The 17,868-nt window shown below is 71.1% G+C and carries 16 protein-coding genes; 8 read left to right on the forward strand and 8 right to left on the reverse strand.

Annotated features, from left to right (window positions below; translation table 11 throughout):
- Positions 1-2 precede the first annotated feature (2 nt).
- A complete protein-coding gene (locus tag FB465_RS27950; protein WP_170290821.1) occupies positions 3-1,316 on the forward strand; it encodes a M28 family metallopeptidase in 1,314 nt (437 codons plus the stop codon).
- A 47-nt stretch (positions 1,317-1,363) separates the two neighbouring features.
- Here the strand turns inward: FB465_RS27950 and FB465_RS27955 are convergent, their stop codons facing one another.
- Both FB465_RS27955 and FB465_RS27960 read right to left on the reverse strand, forming a co-directional pair.
- Positions 1,364-3,064 (reverse strand): acyl-CoA dehydrogenase family protein, encoded by a 1,701-nt coding sequence (locus FB465_RS27955; protein WP_145794928.1) that lies wholly within the window; start codon positions 3,062-3,064, stop codon positions 1,364-1,366.
- Between the two features lie 22 nt (positions 3,065-3,086).
- Positions 3,087-3,638: a PadR family transcriptional regulator gene (locus tag FB465_RS27960; protein ID WP_145794929.1), complete on the reverse strand. Its 552-nt coding sequence runs from the start codon at positions 3,636-3,638 to the stop codon at positions 3,087-3,089.
- Between the two features lie 82 nt (positions 3,639-3,720).
- On the opposite strand from FB465_RS27960, the gene FB465_RS27965 reads away from it, so the two are divergent.
- Both FB465_RS27965 and FB465_RS27970 read left to right on the forward strand, forming a co-directional pair.
- Positions 3,721-4,794: a winged helix DNA-binding domain-containing protein gene (locus FB465_RS27965; RefSeq protein ID WP_170290704.1), complete on the forward strand. Its 1,074-nt coding sequence runs from the start codon at positions 3,721-3,723 to the stop codon at positions 4,792-4,794.
- A gap of 83 nt (positions 4,795-4,877) precedes the next feature.
- A complete protein-coding gene (locus FB465_RS27970) occupies positions 4,878-5,330 on the forward strand; it encodes an SPW repeat protein (RefSeq protein WP_145794933.1) in 453 nt (150 codons plus the stop codon).
- A 140-nt stretch (positions 5,331-5,470) separates the two neighbouring features.
- On the opposite strand, the gene FB465_RS27975 is transcribed toward FB465_RS27970, so the two are convergent.
- The 4 genes from FB465_RS27975 to FB465_RS27990 all read right to left on the reverse strand — a co-directional run bounded on the left by FB465_RS27975 (position 5,471) and on the right by FB465_RS27990 (position 10,248).
- Positions 5,471-6,865, reverse strand: coding sequence for a class II fumarate hydratase (locus FB465_RS27975; RefSeq protein WP_145794935.1), 1,395 nt, complete (start codon positions 6,863-6,865; stop codon positions 5,471-5,473).
- Between the two features lie 111 nt (positions 6,866-6,976).
- Positions 6,977-8,449: a polysaccharide deacetylase family protein gene (locus FB465_RS27980; RefSeq protein ID WP_211785872.1), complete on the reverse strand. Its 1,473-nt coding sequence runs from the start codon at positions 8,447-8,449 to the stop codon at positions 6,977-6,979.
- Positions 8,450-8,635: 186 nt separating this feature from the next.
- Positions 8,636-9,016, reverse strand: a complete 381-nt coding sequence (locus tag FB465_RS27985) for a YrdB family protein (protein WP_211785873.1) — start codon at positions 9,014-9,016, stop codon at positions 8,636-8,638.
- A 242-nt stretch (positions 9,017-9,258) separates the two neighbouring features.
- Positions 9,259-10,248 (reverse strand): MerR family transcriptional regulator, encoded by a 990-nt coding sequence (locus tag FB465_RS27990; protein WP_145794937.1) that lies wholly within the window; start codon positions 10,246-10,248, stop codon positions 9,259-9,261.
- Between the two features lie 206 nt (positions 10,249-10,454).
- Here FB465_RS27990 and hemC point away from each other — a divergent pair, with 206 nt between their 5' ends.
- Together hemC and FB465_RS28000 are read left to right on the forward strand one after the other, a co-directional pair.
- On the forward strand, positions 10,455-11,390 hold the full coding sequence (gene hemC / locus FB465_RS27995; protein WP_145794939.1) for a hydroxymethylbilane synthase: 936 nt from the start codon (positions 10,455-10,457) through the stop codon (positions 11,388-11,390).
- A 148-nt stretch (positions 11,391-11,538) separates the two neighbouring features.
- On the forward strand, positions 11,539-12,207 hold the full coding sequence (locus FB465_RS28000) for an RDD family protein (protein WP_145794941.1): 669 nt from the start codon (positions 11,539-11,541) through the stop codon (positions 12,205-12,207).
- Here FB465_RS28000 and FB465_RS28005 read toward each other — a convergent pair.
- A complete protein-coding gene (locus FB465_RS28005) occupies positions 12,194-13,087 on the reverse strand; it encodes a carbon-nitrogen hydrolase family protein (protein WP_170290705.1) in 894 nt (297 codons plus the stop codon). The two genes, FB465_RS28000 and FB465_RS28005, sit on opposite strands and share 14 nt — an antisense overlap.
- A gap of 115 nt (positions 13,088-13,202) precedes the next feature.
- Here FB465_RS28005 and FB465_RS28010 point away from each other — a divergent pair, with 115 nt between their 5' ends.
- A complete protein-coding gene (locus tag FB465_RS28010) occupies positions 13,203-13,526 on the forward strand; it encodes a hypothetical protein (protein WP_145794944.1) in 324 nt (107 codons plus the stop codon).
- 103 nt (positions 13,527-13,629) lie between these two features.
- On the opposite strand, the gene FB465_RS28015 is transcribed toward FB465_RS28010, so the two are convergent.
- On the reverse strand, positions 13,630-14,625 hold the full coding sequence (locus FB465_RS28015; RefSeq protein ID WP_145794946.1) for a chitinase: 996 nt from the start codon (positions 14,623-14,625) through the stop codon (positions 13,630-13,632).
- A 286-nt stretch (positions 14,626-14,911) separates the two neighbouring features.
- On the opposite strand from FB465_RS28015, the gene FB465_RS28020 reads away from it, so the two are divergent.
- A complete protein-coding gene (locus tag FB465_RS28020) occupies positions 14,912-16,093 on the forward strand; it encodes an acyl-CoA dehydrogenase family protein (protein ID WP_145794948.1) in 1,182 nt (393 codons plus the stop codon).
- A 299-nt stretch (positions 16,094-16,392) separates the two neighbouring features.
- Positions 16,393-17,670: a multidrug effflux MFS transporter gene (locus tag FB465_RS28025; RefSeq protein WP_145794949.1), complete on the forward strand. Its 1,278-nt coding sequence runs from the start codon at positions 16,393-16,395 to the stop codon at positions 17,668-17,670.
- The last annotated feature ends 198 nt before the right edge of the window (positions 17,671-17,868 follow it).

The raw sequence follows: 17,868 nt of genomic DNA on the forward strand, positions 1-17,868 counted from the left end.
CCCTGCGGTCATCCCGCTTACGCCGGTCCGCCCTTGCGACCGGGGTGGCCGTAACCCTGGCCACCGCCCTGCTCGCACCCGTCGCCGCCGAGGCGGCACCACGTCTGACCACGCCGGCTGCACCGGACATCCCGGTTGCCAACGTCAAGGCGCACCTCGCCCAACTCCAGTCGATCGCCACCGCCAACGGCGGCAACCGCGCCCACGGACGGGCCGGGTACAAGGCCTCGATCGACTATGTGAAGGGCAAGTTGGACGCAGCCGGCTTCACCACCACGCTGCAGTCCTTCAGTTACAACGGTTCGACCGGCTGGAACCTGATAGCCGACTGGCCGGGCGGCGACACCACGCACGTGGTGATGGCCGGATCCCACCTCGACTCCGTCACCGGCGGCCCCGGCATCAACGACAACGGCTCCGGCTCCGCGGGCATCCTGGAGGTCGCCCTGGCCGTCTCGCGGGCCGGGCTGCAGCCCACGAAGCACCTGCGGTTCGGGTGGTGGGGTGCCGAGGAGTACGGCATGGTCGGCTCCAAGAACTACGTCAACAGCCTGCCGAGCAGCGAGCGTTCGAAGATCGACGCCTACCTCAACTTCGACATGATCGGCTCGCCCAACCCCGGGTACTTCGTCTATGACGACGACGCCAAGCTGGACTCGCTCCTCAAGGACTACTTCACCGGCGTCGGCATCGCCACCGAGCCGGAGACCGAGGGTGACGGCCGCTCCGACCACGCCCCGTTCAAGAATGCCGGCATCCCGGTCGGCGGCCTGTTCAGCGGCGCCGACTACATCAAGACGAGCGCTCAGGCGAGCAAGTGGGGCGGTACCTCGGGCAAGGCCTTCGATGCCTGTTACCACTCGTCCTGCGACACCTCGGCCAACCTCGACGACACCGCCCTGGACCGCAACAGCGACGCCATCGCGTACGCGATCTGGACGCTCGGCACCGAGACCGCACCCCCGCCCGGCACCAGTTTCGAGAACACCGCCGACGTCTCGATCCCCGATGCGGGCGCGGCCGTGGAGTCCCCGATCGCCGTGACCGGCCGGACGGGCAACGCGCCGTCGACCCTCAAGGTGGGCGTGGACATCAAGCACACCTGGCGCGGCGACCTGGTCGTGGACCTGGTGGCCCCGGACGGCAGCACGTACCGGCTGAAGAACTCCAGCGGCAACGACTCGGCCGACAACGTGATCGCCACCTACACGGTCAACGCCTCGAGCGAAGTCGCCAACGGCACCTGGAAGTTGCGCGTCCAGGACGTCGCTGCGCAGGACACCGGCCACATCGACAGCTGGAAGCTCACCTTCTGAGGCGCCGGAGGGGGTGCCACGCCCACAGGTGTGGCACCCCCGTTCGGCTACGGCTGCATCTCGTAGGCGCCGGACAGCGCCTCGACCTGGGCCCAGACCCGGGCCGCGCGCTCGGCGTCCGCGACCGGCCGGCGGACGTGGGCCAGCGCCCAGGCGGCCTGCGCCTCGCTGGTCGAGCTCTTGCCGTGCAGCTCGGTGGCGTGGGCGGAGAAGTCGCGCACCAGGACGTCGAAGATCCCGTCCAGCAGGTCGGCGTCGACACCGGTCAACTCGGCCTGCTCCAGCACCAGGTGGCCGTAGACCACGAGGGCGAAGAGCTGGCCGATCTCCAGCAGGAAGTCCAGGTCCTGCTGCTGCTCGGCGTCCGGTGCGTGCGTCGCGAGCAGCGTGCACAGCCCGTCGGCCTGCTCGCGGAAGCGGGCCACGTTGGGCAGGTGCGCGTGCGCGTCGTACGCCGTGCGCCAGTCGTGGAACCGGATCGCGCCCAGGCCCCGGGCCGGGCCCTGCTGGAACAGGAAGGCGTCGTCGGCCGGGTCGAGACGGCTCGGCACCGGCGCGTACTCGGCCGGGTTGAACAGGTAGTTGGCCATGAACTTCAGGATCAGCGCGAGGTTCACGTGGACCGTGCCCTCGAGCTTCGGCAGGCCGCGGATGTCGCGCGCCGCCTTGTCGAAGTAGGTGTCCGCCTCGAAGCCCTTGGCCGCGATGACGTCCCACATCAGGTCGATGACCTTCTCGCCCTCGGTGGTGACCTTCATCTTGGTCATCGGGTTGAAGAGCAGGTAGCGGCGGTCCTCGGCGGAGGCCGAGCGGAAGTAGTCGACGGCGCGGTCGCTGAACAGCTTCATCGCCGTGAGGCGGGCGTACGCGTCGGTCAACTCGCGCCGCACGTGCGGGAAGTCGGTCACCTTCTTGCCGTACAGCACCCGGTTGTGGGCGTGTGTGACGGCCTCGTACATCGCGTGCTCGCAGATGCCGATGGACGCCGTGCAGAGGTTGAACTTGCCGACGTTGACGGTGTTCAGCGCGGCGTCGAAGGCGGCCTTGCCGGTGTGCAGCACGTCCTCGGCCCGGACCGGGTACTCGTCGAGGCGGAACTCGCTGACGTACATCTGCGAGTTCACCACGTTCTTCACCAGGTGGTACGCCTCGTGCCGGCTGTCGGCGGCGAAGAAGACGTAGCCCTCCGGGCCCTCGACGTCGGAGCGGCGGCCGAAGACCGAGACCAGGCCGGCCACGTTGCCGTTGCCGATGTAGTACTTGGAGCCGCTGGCCGTGAAGCCGCCCTCGCCGTCCGGGGTGAGGATCATGTCGGTCGAGTAGATGTCGGCGCCGTGGGTCCGCTCGGAGAGACCGAAGGCCATCACGTGACCCTCCGTCAGAAGCCGGGCAGCCCGGGCCCGGACGGCCTCGTTCTCGCTCTGCCAGACCGGGCCGAGGCCCAGGATGGTGACCTGCCAGGTGTACCAGTAGCCCAGGCCGTAGAAGCCGAGGATCTCGTTGAGCTCCGCGATCCTGGCCGTGTCCCAGCGCTTCGAGCCGTCGGCCGAGCTCGGCGTCAGGAACTCCGCGAAGAGGCCCTCCTTCGCCGCGAACTCCAGGAAGTCCCCGTACCAGGAGCGGTCGATGTAGGTGTCGATCAGCGCCTTCTTGCCCCGCGACTCGAACCAGTCGACGGTGGCGCGCAGCAGCCGGCGGGTGGTGTCGTCGAACTGCACCGGGTCATAGGTGCGCGGGTTGAAGAGCATGAGAACTCCTGTGAAGTGAGGGTCAGTTGGCGAGGCGGTGGAGCGTGGCGAGCACGTCGTCCAGCCAGGCGAGGGTCATCCGCTCGTACTCGATGCCGCCGCGCAGGACCACGTGCTGCAGCTCCTGCTGGGCGGTGAGCGCGGACGGGTCCGGGAAGTCGCGCCGCTCGCCGGTGAGGTAGCGGGCCAGCAGGGCGGCGTGGCTCTCCCGGTGCCGCTCGACCTCGGCGGTCAGCGAGACCAGCGCGGCGGGGACGTCGAAGGCGGCGGCGCGGATCTTGACGGCGAGTTCGTGCCGGACGGTCTCCGGCTCGACGGGCTCGCGCAGCCAGGCCGACAGGGCGTCGCGGCCCGCCCCGGCGGCCGAGTAGACCTTCTTGTCCGGCCGGCCCTCCTGGGCGACCTCCTCGGCGGCGATCCAGCCGTCCGCCTCCATCCGCCGCAGCACCCGGTAGATCTGCTGGTGGGTGGCGGTCCAGAAGCGGCCGATCGAGCGGTCGAAGCGCCGCGCCAGCTCGTACCCGGAACCGGGCTGCTCCAGCAGGGAGACGAGGATCGCGTGCTCTAGGGCCATGCCCGCATCCTGCTATGCAACGAGTTGCATAGGCAATGACGCCTCGCCCGGTTGAGACGCAGCTCACGCCAGAATGGCTGTCGTGACCGATGATGCCGAGCTGCTGCGCCGGAGGATGCACGCCCAGTTCCTGCCACGGACCGACGACGTGGCGGGCATCGCCCGTCGGGCCGGCGGCATCCAGGCGCAGGACGCACCGGCCGCCCGGCTGGCCCTGCGGGCGCGCGGTTTGCGCGACCAGGGGGCCGTCGCCCGCGCGTACGCCGCCGGGGAGGTGGTGTGCAGCTGGCTGATGCGTGGCACCCTGCACCTCGTACCGGCCGAGGATCTGGCCCCGCTGCTCGCCCTCCTCGGGCAGCGGAACCTGGCGGCGACCGCCCGCCGGCGCCGGGAGTTGGGGCTCACCGAGGAGGTCTGCCGACAGGCCCTGGCCGCGATCCCCGAGGTGCTGGGGGAGCCGCTCGGCCGGGCCGACCTGATCGCGGCCCTGATCGCCCGCGGGGTGCAGGTCGACCCGAAGGGCCAGGCGCCGGCTCACCTGACGGGGTACGCGGCGGCGCACGGGCTGATCTGCCGCGGCGCCGACGTAGCGCCGCGCGAGCCCGGCTACCGGCTGCTGCCGCCGCCCCCGCCCGTCGACGCCGACCGCGCGCTCGCCGAGCTGGCCCGCCGTTACGCCGCCGCCTTCGGCCCGGCCGGCCCCGCGGACTTCGCCGCCTGGGCCGGGCTCACCCAGGCCCTCGGACGCCGGGCCTTCGCCCTGGCCGAGCTGATGGAGGCGGCCCCGGGCCTCTACGTCGCACCGGACAGCGCCGCGCCGCCGCCCGGCCCGCCGTTGGTGCGGCTGCTCGGCGCGTACGACACCTACCTGCTCGGCTACCGCGACCGCGAGCCGATGCTGGACCGCGCGCACGCCAAGCGGATCAACGCCGGGGGAGGCGTGATCAAGCCCGCCCTGGTGGTGGACGGGCGGGTGCTCGGCACCTGGCGGAAGGACGGCGACACGCTGGTGGTGGAGCGGTTCGCCCGCCTGCCCGCGGCCGCCCGGCCGGGCCTGGAGGCGGAGGCCGCCGACATCGGCCGCTTCCTGGGGGAGAAGCTCACGCTGCAAGTGGTGTCGTCGGGGCCGACCGGGCCATCCAAGTCGTCTGTGTGACAAAGCAGGACAAACTGTTATTTATGGCACAAAATGGGTAAGGAGCATGCGCCTGGCATGTCCCAACAGAGGAGGTGGTCCTGGTGTCGACCCAGCTTCCGATGAGCATGGAGCACCATCCGGACATCCTGGAGCTGCGCGAACACGCGGAGCGGGTTACGGCAACCCCGTTGGCACAGGGCGTCGAGACGCTGGCGGTGCTCGCGGGTCTGTTCTGCGCGATCTCCCCGTGGGTCGTCGGGTTTACCGGTTTCTCTGCACTGACCGTCAACAACCTGGTGCTCGGCCTGGCATTCACGGTGCTGATGGGAGGCTTCGGCTCCGCATTCGAACGCACTCACGCCCGGGCCTGGGCCGCAAGCCTGATCGGCGTCTGGATGATCATTGCCCCATGGGCCACGGTTGGCGACGAGGCCATTCGTCGTACGATCCTCACCAACTGCATCACCGGTGGCCTGATGACCTGCCTCGGCCTGGCGGCGGTCGCCATGGTGCTGGCGGGGCCTGGCATGCGCCTCGGAAAGCGCGGCGGATGACGGACACGCGGGGCGTGGCGCGCCCCTCCGAACAGGGCGCAGACCGGCGGGCGAACCAGCGCGGGTCTGCGCCCGACCTATGTCCGGCAGGAGGCCAGGCAACCGAGGGGCGCGCCGTCCCGGTGCCTACCGGCCGAGCCTCACGGACGGGTCATCCGCAGGACGTCCAGGGCCTCGTCCAGCTGGGCCTCCGTCAGCTTCCCCGCCTCCAGGTAGCCGCGCTCGAGCACCACCTGACGGATCGTCTTCCGCTCGGCCAGCGCCTGCTTGGCCACCTTGGCGGCCTCCTCGTAGCCGATGTAGCGGTTGAGCGGGGTCACCACGGAAGGTGAGGACTCCGCGTACTCCCTGGCCCGCTCGACGTTGGCCGTGATGCCGTCCACCGTACGGTCCGCCAGCAGCCGGGCACCGGCCGCCAGCAGCCGGACGGACTCGAGGACGTTTCGCGCGATCACCGGCAGCATCACGTTGAGCTCGAAGTTCCCGCTCGCGCCGGCGACCGTGACGGTCGTGTCGTTGCCCGTCACCTGCGCGGCGACCATCAGCACCACCTCGGGCAACACCGGGTTGACCTTGCCGGGCATGATCGAGGAGCCGGGCTGGAGATCCGGCAGATTGATCTCGGCGAGGCCGGTGCGCGGGCCCGAGCCCATCCAGCGCAGATCGTTGGCGATCTTCGTGAAGCCGACGGCGATGGTGCGCAGCTGGCCGCTCAGCTCGACCAGACCGTCCCGCGCGCCCTGGGCCTCGAAGTGGTTGCGGGCCTCGGTCAGCGGCAGGCCGGTCGCGTATGCCACCTCGGCGATCACGGCCGCGGCGAAGCCCGGCGGGGTGTTGATGCCCGTGCCGACGGCCGTACCGCCCAGCGGCAGCTCGGCGACCCGGGGGAGTGCGGCCCGCAGCCGCTCGACCCCGTACCGCACCTGGGCCGCGTACCCGCCGAACTCCTGGCCGAGGGTGACGGGAGTGGCGTCCATCAGGTGCGTCCGCCCGGACTTGACCACCTCGGCGAACTCCTTCGCCTTGCGCTCCAGCGACGCCGCCAGGTGCTCCAGCGCGGGGATCAGCTCGCCCGTCACGGCGGCCGTGGCCGCGATGTGGATCGAGGACGGGAAGACGTCGTTGGAGGACTGGCTGGCGTTGACCTGGTCGTTCGGGTGGACGGCGCGGCCCAGACGCTCGGCGGCCAGCGTGGCGATCACCTCGTTGGCGTTCATGTTGGAGGAGGTGCCCGAGCCGGTCTGGAACACGTCCACCGGGAACTGGTCGTCCCAGCGCCCCGCCGCCACCTCGGCGGCCGCCTCCTGGATCGCCGACGCCGTCTCCGCGTCCAGCACCCCCAGCTCGGCGTTGACCTTGGCGGCCGCCGCCTTGATCCGCGCCAGGGCCTCGACGTGCGCCCGCTCCAGCCGCTGGCCGGACACCGGGAAGTTCTCCACCGCCCGCTGCGTCTGCGCCTGCCACTTCGCGGATGCGGGCACCCGCACCTCACCCATCGAGTCGTGCTCGACCCGGTACTCCTGCTGGTCACCCATCGCGCGACACCTCCTGATCACCAGAGCCGCGAACGGGCCCCAGGTATTTCCGCCCGGGCTGGTGCGGGCCGAGCTGACGCCCACTTGGCCGAGGCGGTGGCGCAGGTGCGTTCACGTGAACTGCGCCACCGTGACGAAGGAGTAGCCGCGGGCGGTCAGCTCGGAGATCACCGTGGGAAGTGCGTCGGCGTCCAGCGTGCTGCCGTCGTCCGGGTTGGAGCCGACGTGCATGAGTACGATCTCGCCGGGCCGCAGGTTGGCCAGCACTCGGGAGACGACGGTGGACACGCTCTGCCCACCGGAGGTGCCCTGCCAGCCGAGGGTGTCGACGGTCCAGTTGATCGATGCGTACCCGAGGCTGTTGACGATGCCGAGCGTCCGGGCATCGCTGGCTCCGAAGGGGAAGCGGAACATCGGCCGGGCATCGTAGGTGGCACCGGCCTGGATGGCGGACTGGGCGCGCAGGATCTGGTCGCGTACGGCGGCGTCGCTGAGGGTGGTCAGGTCGGGGTGGGAGAAGCTGTGGTTACCGGTCGGGTAGCGCAGCCCGATCACCCGGGCGTCCTGCGGGAAGTTGTTGGCCCACGCCCCGGTCAGGAAGAAGGTCGCCGGTACGCAGGAGTTCTGCAGGGCGCTGAGGATCTTGGGCAGGCCGGCCGCGTTGGCGCCGGCGTCGAAGGTCAGCGCGACCACGTTGGCACCGGTCGGCAGTGTGGTCACGTGCCTTCCCGCGAAGGACGAGGGAAGGGGACGGCCGCCACGGTCGCGAAGCAGCGTCGACGCGGTCGACAGGCCGATGTCGCAGGCACTGCCGAAATTGAACGACACGTTCGCCACGCCGCTTGTGTTGCTGTTGCGGAGGAACCAGGTGTTGCCCCGCAGCACGCCCGGAGTGAAGGTGCCGTTGCCGTCCCAGTCACCCACTACGGGGCGGTCACCCGGGTTGCCGTAGTCCAGCGATACGTTCGCCACGCCGCTGGTGTTGCTGTTGCGCAGGTACCAGGTGGTGCCCCGGACCACGCCGGGGGTGCTGGTGCCGCTGCCGTCCCAGTCGCCGACGACCGGTACGTCGCCGGGATTGCCGTAGGAGAGGGTGATGTCGGCGACGCCGCTGGTGTTGCTGTTGCGCAGGTACCAGGTGGCGCCTCGCACCACGCCCGGGGTGTACGTGCCGTTGCCGTCCCAGTCGCCGACGACCGGTACGTCACCGGGATTGCCGTAGGAGAACGCGATGTCGGCGACGCCGCTGGTGTTGCTGTTGCGCAGGTACCAGGTGGCGCCTCGCACCACGCCCGGGGTGGAGGTGCCGTTGCCGTCCCAGTCACCGGCCATCGGCAGGTCTCCGGCGTCGCCGTAGTTGAAGGTCGTGGTGGCGATGCCGCTGGACAGCGAATCGCGCATGTACCAGGTGTTGCCCCGCACGATCAGCGGGCGGGTCGCGGGCGGATCACCTGCCGCCTGCGGGGCCGCCTTCGGTACGCCGGCCGGCTCCGCCGACGCAATGCCGTAGCCTCCGCCGGCCGCTGCGGGCAGCGCGAGCACCATCGCCAGCAGAATGCCTCTGACATCCATTCGGGTCCGCATCCCGATCACCTCCGGGGAGGCGCCCGGTCCGCCCGGAGCCGGGCGCCGAGGCGCTGCTCGGTGCACCCGGACACCAGCCGTGCTCGGGAGATCCACCGATATGACCATAAACCACCGTGTGACCTGCATCACGGTGCCACGGCCGCTCCGGACCAAGAAAAGGAGACGCCTGGCCCCGCGGCCGGCCTACGGCGTGGTCGTGGTCCAGCGCTGGTGCATCAGGGCGCGGCGGTCGAGCGTGGCGATGACCATGTTGACGGCCGCCACCGCTCCGAAGGCGATGGCGATCCCGTGCCGGCCGACGGCGTAGAGACCGGCGGTGGCGGCGCCGAACACCAGGAACTTGACGATCAGCACTCCGGCGAGCGGCACGACCACCCGCGCCTTGGGCGCGGCGAACAGCCCCCAGGCCACGGCCGCGAGCAGCGGAGCCCCGAGCCCCAGCAGGACGTGGACCACGACACCACTACCGGTGTGGAACCCCCACCGGCCGAGCGCGAACAGCGCACCGAGCTCCAGCAGGAAGGCCAAGCCCTCGTTGACGACGTGCAGCGCTCTGGGGATCACCGTTCGCCTGCCTTCGGGTCGATGCCCGTCGGACGGTCGACGGTCGAGGGCCGCGGGGAGTACACAAGGTCGGACACCACGTCCCACAGGGCTTCGGGGGCGGTGACGAGGAGGGAGAGAGCCGATGTGCGGGGGCCGTTGAGCTCGACGGGCCGACGGCTTCGCCTCATTGTCACCTCGCGCTCAGGCAGCAGGAGTTGGAGCCCCCGATACAGATGCATCGTAGCGCGCAGATGTGCGATTCACCCGCCCGTGGCGGTGATCCGAGGCCTTGCGGAGTCCGCTTCGCGACAGCCATCCGGCATCCGGGGGCGCAGGGCTCGGATGAACCAGTCGAGCACCGGCTCCAGGCGTTCCGGGGCCGGCCAGCCGTTGATCACTGCGAGCAGCTGGAAGTACCGCTCCCGGCGAGGGTCGTTCGCACTCTCCAGCCGGGTCAACATCCGGTGCCGGAGATCGACGTCGTCGGGGCGGCCCAAGGCGTGCGCGTACTGGGCCGCGACGGCCGCGACGACCGGATCCGCCTCGGGCGAGGCCGGGTCGATGCCGGCTGCCAGGGCTGGGCCGGCCTGGTCACGGACCATCGCGGCCTGGTCGCGGCGCAGGCCCGCGGTGGCTCCCTCGGCACGGTCGGCAGCATGGTGCTCGGCCGTGCGCCGCACGCCGGCGCGAAGGTCCGGGTCCTGGGACAGTTCGGCCAACTCCACCCAGGCCTCGACCTGTTCGGCCTCCGGGTTGTCGGGCAGCTCGGGGGTCATCGACCTCATGACCGCCGCGAATTCGGGGTGGGCGTCCAGGCCGCAGAAGGCGGCGTCGAGGAAGTCGTCGATCAGACGCCGACGTTCGTCCTCGGAGAGCTTGGCGAGCTTGTGCATGAGATCCGTCTCCTCAGGGGTGGACCCGCGCTTGGCCACCGCCGTCAGCACCGCGCGCCGCAAACGCAGCGTCCGGATCTGCACCGTCAGTGCTTCGGCGTGCGCTGCGGCGACCTCGGAAAGCGAGATCTCCCGGTCCACGACCTTCCGGATCGTGGGGAGGTCCAGTCCCAGGTCGCGCAGCGTCCGTACGAGGTCCAGGCGTGTGACGGCGTCGATGTCGTAGAGGCGGTAGCCGGCCGGGCTGCGGTCGGTCGGCGGCACGATCCCTCGGTCGGAGTAGAACCGGATGGCCTTGACCGTCAGCCCGGTCCGCCGGGCCAGATCACCGATCGAGTAGCGCGTGTCGCTGTCCATGCCCTCAGCCTCCCGCCTCCCCCTGGGGGAGACTCAAGCCCGTGCGCCCGCCGAGAGCAAACCGCTACCGGAGCGCTGCCCGGCGGGGCGGCGGCCGGCTCCCGTTCTCGCACATACGCCCGATCGGCTCAATCAACCTGGCCCACCCGTCCGGTGAGACTCATGAGCGGTACGGAGCACAGGAACTGACGGTCTATCGTTTTCTCATGCCCTCCGCTGAACTGATCCGTATCGTCTCCCGTTCCTCCCCGATGGCGCTCGCCCAGGTCGAGCGGGTCCGCGCCGAGCTGGCCGTCCTGCACCCCGGCGTCCGGACCGAGGTGGTGCCCGTCACGACCTCCGGTGACCGGTGGATGGGCGACCTGTCCAAGCTCGGCGGCAAGGGAGCGTTCACCAAGGAGGTCGACGCGGCACTGCTGGCCGGCGACGCCGACCTCGCGGTGCACTGCGTCAAGGACGTACCCGCCGACCGGCCGCTGCCCGCCGGCACGGTCTTCGCCGCCTTCCTGAAGCGTGACGACGTCCGCGACGCCGTCGTCCACCCCGCCGGACTCACGCTGGACCAGCTCCCGGCGGGGGGCCGGATCGGCACCTCGTCGGTCCGACGAGTCGCCCAACTCGCCGTCTCGCACCCGCAGCTGGAGTGCGTACCGATGCGGGGAAACGCCAACCGGCGGCTGGAGAAGCTGGAGGCGGGCGAGGCGGACGCGCTGCTGCTCGCGGTGTCGGGGCTGGAACGGATCGGGCAGACGGAGCGGATCACGGAGATCCTCTCGGTGGAGGCGATGTGCCCGCCGATCGGTGCGGGCGTACTCGCGCTGCAGTGCCGTGAGGAGGACTCCGCCACCATCGAGGTCGTCTCCGGGCTCGGGGACTCGGACGCCTGGCGGGAGACCACCGCGGAGCGGATGTTCCTGCACGTGCTCCAGGGGCACTGCAACAGCCCGATCGCCGGGTACGCCAGGGCCGAGCGCGACGGACGGCTGTCGCTGCGCGCGAGGGTGTTCTCCCCGGACGGAAAGACGGTCCTGGATGCGCACGAGTGGGCCGGCCCGCTCGACCCCGCGACCCTCGGCACCTCCGTCGCGGTCGCGCTGCTCCGCCAGGGCGCACGGGACCTGATCGACGCCATCCCGCACTGACCGCCGACCGCCGGGCCACCGATGGTCGACGGTTGTTGAGTAACGATTGCTGCGGCCGTCTTCCGTACGGGGTGCCCTGTCTGTAGAACTCGTGAGGGTGGGTCACGCGATCACGAGTGACCGCCCGAACGAGAGGTGAGTCGGGGGCATGAGTACAAACGAACCGTCGGGCCACGGACATCCCACAGACCCTCAGCGGAACCCGTACGACAAGAACACCTACGGGCCGCCGCAGCCGCCGGCCGACCCGTACGGGCAGGCCGGGCCGTACGGACAGGCCGGCCCCGCCGGGTACGGGCCGCCGCCGCAGGCCCCTTACGGCCAGCCGCAGGGGGCGCACGGGCAGTACCCGCAGTGGCTGTCCGGACCGAACGCGTACGGCGGCGCGACCGCCCCGGGGGCTCGGACGCTGGCCACCGCCGGCGACCGCTTCCTGGCCCGGCTGATCGACGCCGCCGTGCTGCTGGTGCCGTTCATCCTGCTCTACGCGATCGTTGCTCCGGTCAGCTCGATCCTCTACTACGTGGCCACCGCCGCCGTGGTCCTCGGCTACGAGGCCGCGATGCTGCTCACGCAGGGCGGCCAGACGCTGGGCAAGAGGGTCATGAAGATCCGGGTCGTCTCGCTGGCCCACGGCGGCCGACCGACCGACGCCGAGATCTGGGCCCGGGCCGGTGTCTATGCCGGACCGCAGGCCGTCTACTGCATCGGGTCCCTCTTCAGCCTCGTCAACATCCTCTGGCACCTGTGGGACAAGCCGTACCAGCAGTGCCTGCACGACAAGGCCGCCAAGACTGTGGTGGTCAAGGAGTCCTGACAGCAGCTCCGAGCCGCGGCCGGCCGAGTCGCGTGTCGGTGCGCGGGGTGGCGGCGGAGGAGAGCCCGGGCTGGATCAGCACCGGCTCCGCCGCCCGGAGGCGGGCGAGTTCGACCGGGTCCAGTCGCACGGTGACCAGACCGGGCTCGGCCTCGTCCGCCTCGGCGAGCAGGCTGCCGTCCGGAGCCCAGACGGCGCTGCGGCCACAGCCGACGTAAGGGCCTGAGGGGCCGACGTGGTTGGCCAGCAGCGTGTACACGGTGTTGTCCAGGGCGCGGGCCGGGAAGAGCGTACGGCGCTGGTGAGCGCCGGAGCCGGTGCCGAAGAGTGCGCCGACGAGGTAGGCGTGGGCGCCGTCGAGGGCCGCGGCGCGGGCGTGTTCGGGGAAGCCGGAGTCCCAGCAGATGCCGAGGCCCAGGCGCCAGTCGCCGAGCTGCACGGTGCAGCCGGCTGAGCCGGCGGAGAACCCGGCCGCTCGCTCGCCGGGGGTGGCGAACTGCTTGCGGTACACGGCGGCGAGGCGGCCGGTGCCGTCCAGGACCAGGGCCGCGATGTGCAGCGAACCGGTGTCGGCGTCACGTACCGGTGCGCCCACGACCACGGCTGTGCCCGTGTCCGCGCAGGCCCTGGCGAGCGGTACGAGGCGGGGATCGTCCGGGGCGACGGTGAGCCGGTCGGGGTCCGCGACGATGCCGTGGAGCTCGTAGCCGGTGAGGAAGAGCTCGGAGAGCAGCAGGAGTTCTGCTCCCTCGTCCGCCGCGCGGCGGACGAGAGCAGCAGCCGTGGCGACGTTCGAGGCGATGTCGAGCGGGGCGAGCGTGGCCTGCGCGACGGCGACGGTCAGTGCGGAGGCCGGCAGCGGGTGTATAGGGATGGTCACGGGAGCCAATCCTTACGCATCCTCGCGTGCAAACTCAAGATCCGACGCGAGATCGTTTGCGGCAGGCGGGGCGTGGTGGGAGGCGGACCAGGCCTGCGAGGGGCAGCATGGGCGCATGACTGACATCACCGATCCCGCGACCCGTTACGAGGAGATCGCCACCGACCTGGCGCCGCAGGGGGTCAAGCGCTCCACGATGTTCGGCATGCCGTGCCTGAAGGACGTCAACGGCAAGGCGTTCGCCGGTCTGCACGAGGGGCAGCTGGTCTGCCGCCTCGGCCGCGACACCCCCGCCCTGGAGGAGGCGCTGCGTCTGCCGGGCGCCCACCTCTTCGACCCGATGGGCGGCCGGCCGATGAAGGACTGGGTCTGCATCCCGGACGGCTCGGCCGGCCACTGGGAGAACTTCGCCGAGGCCGCCCTGGCCGCCGACCGCTGAGCGGCCAGGGCAGCCAGGGTGACCAGGGCAACCAGGGCGGCCAGGGCGGCCGGGGGCAGGCGACCAGGGCGCCAGGGTGACCCGCACGGTCGCCGACAGGGCGTCAGCCGTGGTACTTGGCGACGATCTTGGTGAAGGCGTACGGCGACTGGCTGATCCCGCTGCACGAGTCCCCGGCCGGGGTGCCGGACGGGCAGGAGCGGTCGCGGTTGACGGCCCAGAAGGTGAAGCGGGCCAGGTGGTGGGTCGTGGCGTAGTTGTAGATCGTGGTGAAGTCGGCGGTGGAGACCTTCTCGTCGGCCTCGTCCGTGGCGCCGTTCATCGAGGAGATCCCGATGTGGCGGTACGCGGTGGCGGAGTCGTAGCCGTACGCGCTCGCCACGGCCTTCTTGAGGCCGTCGGCCGCTGCCGTGGTCACCGCGCCCATCGAGCCGCTGTGCCCGCCGAAGTCGAAGGGCATGATGGTCCAGCCGTCGAGGGCGAGACCGGCCGCCGCGCCCTTCTTGATCAGGTCGATCCCGGCGGAGTCCGGGCCGCTGGTGGTGGTGCCGAAGGTGACGTACTCCTTGATGCCGGGGTTGTTGTTCTTGACGGTCTTCAGGGCGCTGATGACCCGCTGGCGCACGGTGGCGCTGGCGACCTCGGTGTTCTCGATGTCGATGTCGATGGCCTTGAGCTTGTAGGCGTTGATCACCTTCTGGTAGGCGCCGGCCAGCGCGCTCGCCGAACCGCACTTCTCGCCGAGCTTGGCACCGCTCCAGCCGCCGAAGGAGACCACCACGTCGCCGCCCGCCGCCCTGATGCTGTTGATCGCGGCCTGGTCGCTGCCGCCGGTGAGCGCACGGCTGCCGTCCCACTTGGGGTTGCAGCCGCCGTCGCTGAGCATGAAGGCGAGGGTGAACTGCTTGACGCCGGTCGCCGCCATCACGTCGGTCGGCTTCTGAGGACTGCCCCAACCCAGGTACTCGTAGGGGGAGTTGAGGCCGACGGGGTCGGCGGTGACGGCCTGCCCCGCTGGGGCCAGGGCGAGTGTGCCGGCCGCGAGAGCGGTGGTGGTGGCCAGGGTGAGCAGGGGGCGGAGAAGGCTGCGCGGGGTCATGGGATCACCGGTCCGTGGGGGAGTGGGGACGGGGCGAGGTTCCGCAGAACGTTAGGAAAGTTTCCTAACGGCATGCGAAAGAGAACCAGGCCTTCGCGTCCACGTCAAGAGCATCAGCAGGACCGCAGCGATGTCAGCAGTCGTGGCAGCGCGGCGACTTGCGGAGGAACGCGGCCGCGAACGGGCCGCTGTGGGCAGCGTCTCGTACCCCGCCGCCGCCCCGGTGCGCGATACTCGTCGCCGCGGCCCACCCTGCCGCGCGCCCACCGCTCCGAGGAGTCCGACCATGGCAACCACCTCTGCCCGCCTCGACCCGGCCGACCTGCTCGCCGTCGGCGACCTGCTGACCGACGAGGAGCGGCTGATCCGCGACACCGTGCGGCAGTTCGCCGACGAGCGGATCCGGCCCCACGTCGGCGACTGGTTCGAGCGGGGTGTCTTCCCGGCCCGCGAGCTCGCGCCCGAGCTGGGCAAGCTCGGGGTGCTGGGCATGCACCTGGACGGCTACGGCTGCACCGGATCCTCGGCGGTCGCGTACGGCGTCGCCTGTATGGAGCTGGAGGCGGCCGACTCGGGGCTGCGCAGCTTCGTCTCCGTCCAGGGCTCGCTCGCGATGCGGTCCATCCACGCCTTCGGCTCCGAGGAGCAGAAGCAGCGCTGGCTCCCGGACATGGCGGCCGGCCGGGCTATCGGGTGCTTCGGACTGACCGAGCCGGACTTCGGCTCCGACCCGGCCAACATGCGGACCAGGGCCCGCCGCAAGGGCGCCGACTGGGTGCTCTCGGGCACCAAGATGTGGATCACCAACGGCAGCATCTCGGACGTCGCGGTGGTCTGGGCGCAGACCGAGGAAGGCGTCCGGGGCTTCCTGGTGCCCAGCGGCACGCCCGGCTTCTCGGCCAACGACGTGCACGGGAAGCTCTCGCTGCGCGCCTCGGTGACCAGCGAGCTGGTGTTCGACGAGGTGGTGCTGCCCGCCGACGCCGTACTGCCGGGGGTGACCGGCCTGCGGGGCCCGCTGTCCTCGCTGGGCGAGGCCCGGTACGGCATCCTCTGGGGCACCGTCGGCGCCGCCCGTGACTGCTACACCACCGCGCTCGACTACGCCAAGAGCCGGATCCAGTTCGAGCGCCCCATCGCGGGCTTCCAGCTAACCCAGCAGAAGCTGGTCGAGATGATGCTGGAGGTGGAGAAGGCCTACCTGGTCGCCGTCAGGATCGGCCGCCTGAAGGACGCCGGCCAGTGCCGCCCGGCCCACATCAGCTTCGGCAAGCTCAACAACGTCCGTGCGGCGATCGAGATCGCCCGCAGCGCGCGGACCATCCTCGGCGCCAACGGCATCACCACCGAGTATCCGGTGCTCCGCCACGCCAACAACCTGGAGTCGGTGCTGACCTACGAGGGCACCTCCGAGATCCACACGCTCGTCCTCGGCGAGGCCATCACCGGGGAGTCGGCCTACCGCTGACCCCGGGTCCGCCGTCCGTGGCAGCTCCACGGGCTCCATCGGCTCCACCGGCCGGGGGCGGAAATCGGCTGGTGGAGCCGCTGCGCCCGTCGTACGGTGAGCCGGTCGGAAGGAGAACCGGGTCATGACGACCACCACCACGCTGTGGCGCCCCACCGGCCCAGAGGAGCTGGCGCTGGTCGAGGCCTCCGGCCGGCGTGCCTGGCCGCCCCGACTGCCGGAAGAGTAGCGGGGGCGGTGTTGCCCACCGGTGCCGCTGCGATAGGACGGGGAGAGCAACCACCCAGTTGAGGAGCCATATGCCAGGCCCAGGCCCGTCCGTGGACGCCACCGGCGACAAGTCGACAGTTCCACCCACGCCGGTCGAGGAGGGCGCAGCCTCCGCCGCGCCGCCGAGCCGGGCCACCGTGGCCGTGCTCGGCGGCCTGGTCGCCCTGGGCCCGCTCACCACCGACCTCTACCTGCCCGCCCTCCCGGCCCTCACGGAGGACCTCGGCTCCACCGCCCCGGCCGTCCAACTCACGCTCACGGCATCCCTGTTCGGACTGGCCATCGGACAGCTGCTGTTCGGCCCGCTCAGCGACCGCCTCGGGCGCCGCCGCCCGCTGCTCGCCGGCATGACGCTCTACACACTCGCCACCGTGGTCTGCGCGGTGGCCGACTCGGTCCCCGTACTGGTGGCCGGACGGGCCCTCCAGGGCGCCGCGGGGGCGGCCGGACTGGTGATCGCCAGGGCCATCGCCCGGGACCGTTACGAGGGCGTCGGGATGATCCGCTTCATGGCCTCGCTCGGCGTGATATCCGGCCTCGCGCCGATCTTCGCACCCGTGGTCGGCGCCCAGCTGCTGCGCCTCACCTCCTGGCGCGGCACCTTCCTCGCGCTGGTCGTGCTCGGCGGACTGCTCACCCTCCTCGCGGCGCTCTCGCTGCGCGAGTCACTTCCGCCGGAGCGACGGCACGGGCAGGGCCTGAGCACCACCTTCCGGGCGATCGGCGGCCTGCTGCGCGACTCCCGCTTTCTCGGCTTCCTTCTCACCAGCACCTTCGCCTTCGGCGCCCTGTTCGCGTACGTCGGCGGCTCCTCGGTGGTGCTGCAGACGGTGTACGGCATCTCGCCGCAGACCTTCAGCCTGCTCTTCGCCGTCAACTCCGTTGCCGTGGTGGGCTTCAGCCAGCTCAACGGGAGAGTGCTGGTGAACCGGCTCTCCCCGTCCGTGCTGACGCTCCTCGGGCTGGGCGCCGCTGCCCTGGCCGGCACCGCGCTCATCCTCTTCACGGCGGTCTGGGACCTCGGCCTGGCGGGCGTCTGGCCGGCCCTGTTCCTGCTGATGGCCAGCATGGGCGTCATCCTGCCCAACTCCTCGGCACAGGCGCTCACCATGGCACCGCACGCGGCCGGATCGGCCTCCGCGCTGATCGGGACGGGCACCTTCCTGTGCGGCGCGGTGGTCGCCCCGCTCAGCAGCGCGGGCGGCCGGCCCTCGGCGGTACTGCTCGGCGTGGTGGTGCTCAGCTGCGCCGCGCTCGCGCTGGCCGCCTTCGCGACCCTGTGCCGCCCGTGGGCGAAGCCGACGTAGCCCGGATCAGGTTTGGTCATCCCAGGGGTGCGGGGAACTGCGCGAGATCGGAAGGCAACGGCCCGTACCCTCCCGCCTCTCGAAGGTCTCCCCCAGCCTTCGGCCGGGAGGTGCCCCCACGCGCCCCTGAGGTCGGCCCGCTGCCCATCTACTGCCGGAGGCTCAGATGGTCCGGGCGGTCCTGGTGACGGGCCGTCG

Source organism: Kitasatospora atroaurantiaca, from assembly GCF_007828955.1.
Lineage (GTDB): Bacteria > Actinomycetota > Actinomycetes > Streptomycetales > Streptomycetaceae > Kitasatospora > Kitasatospora atroaurantiaca.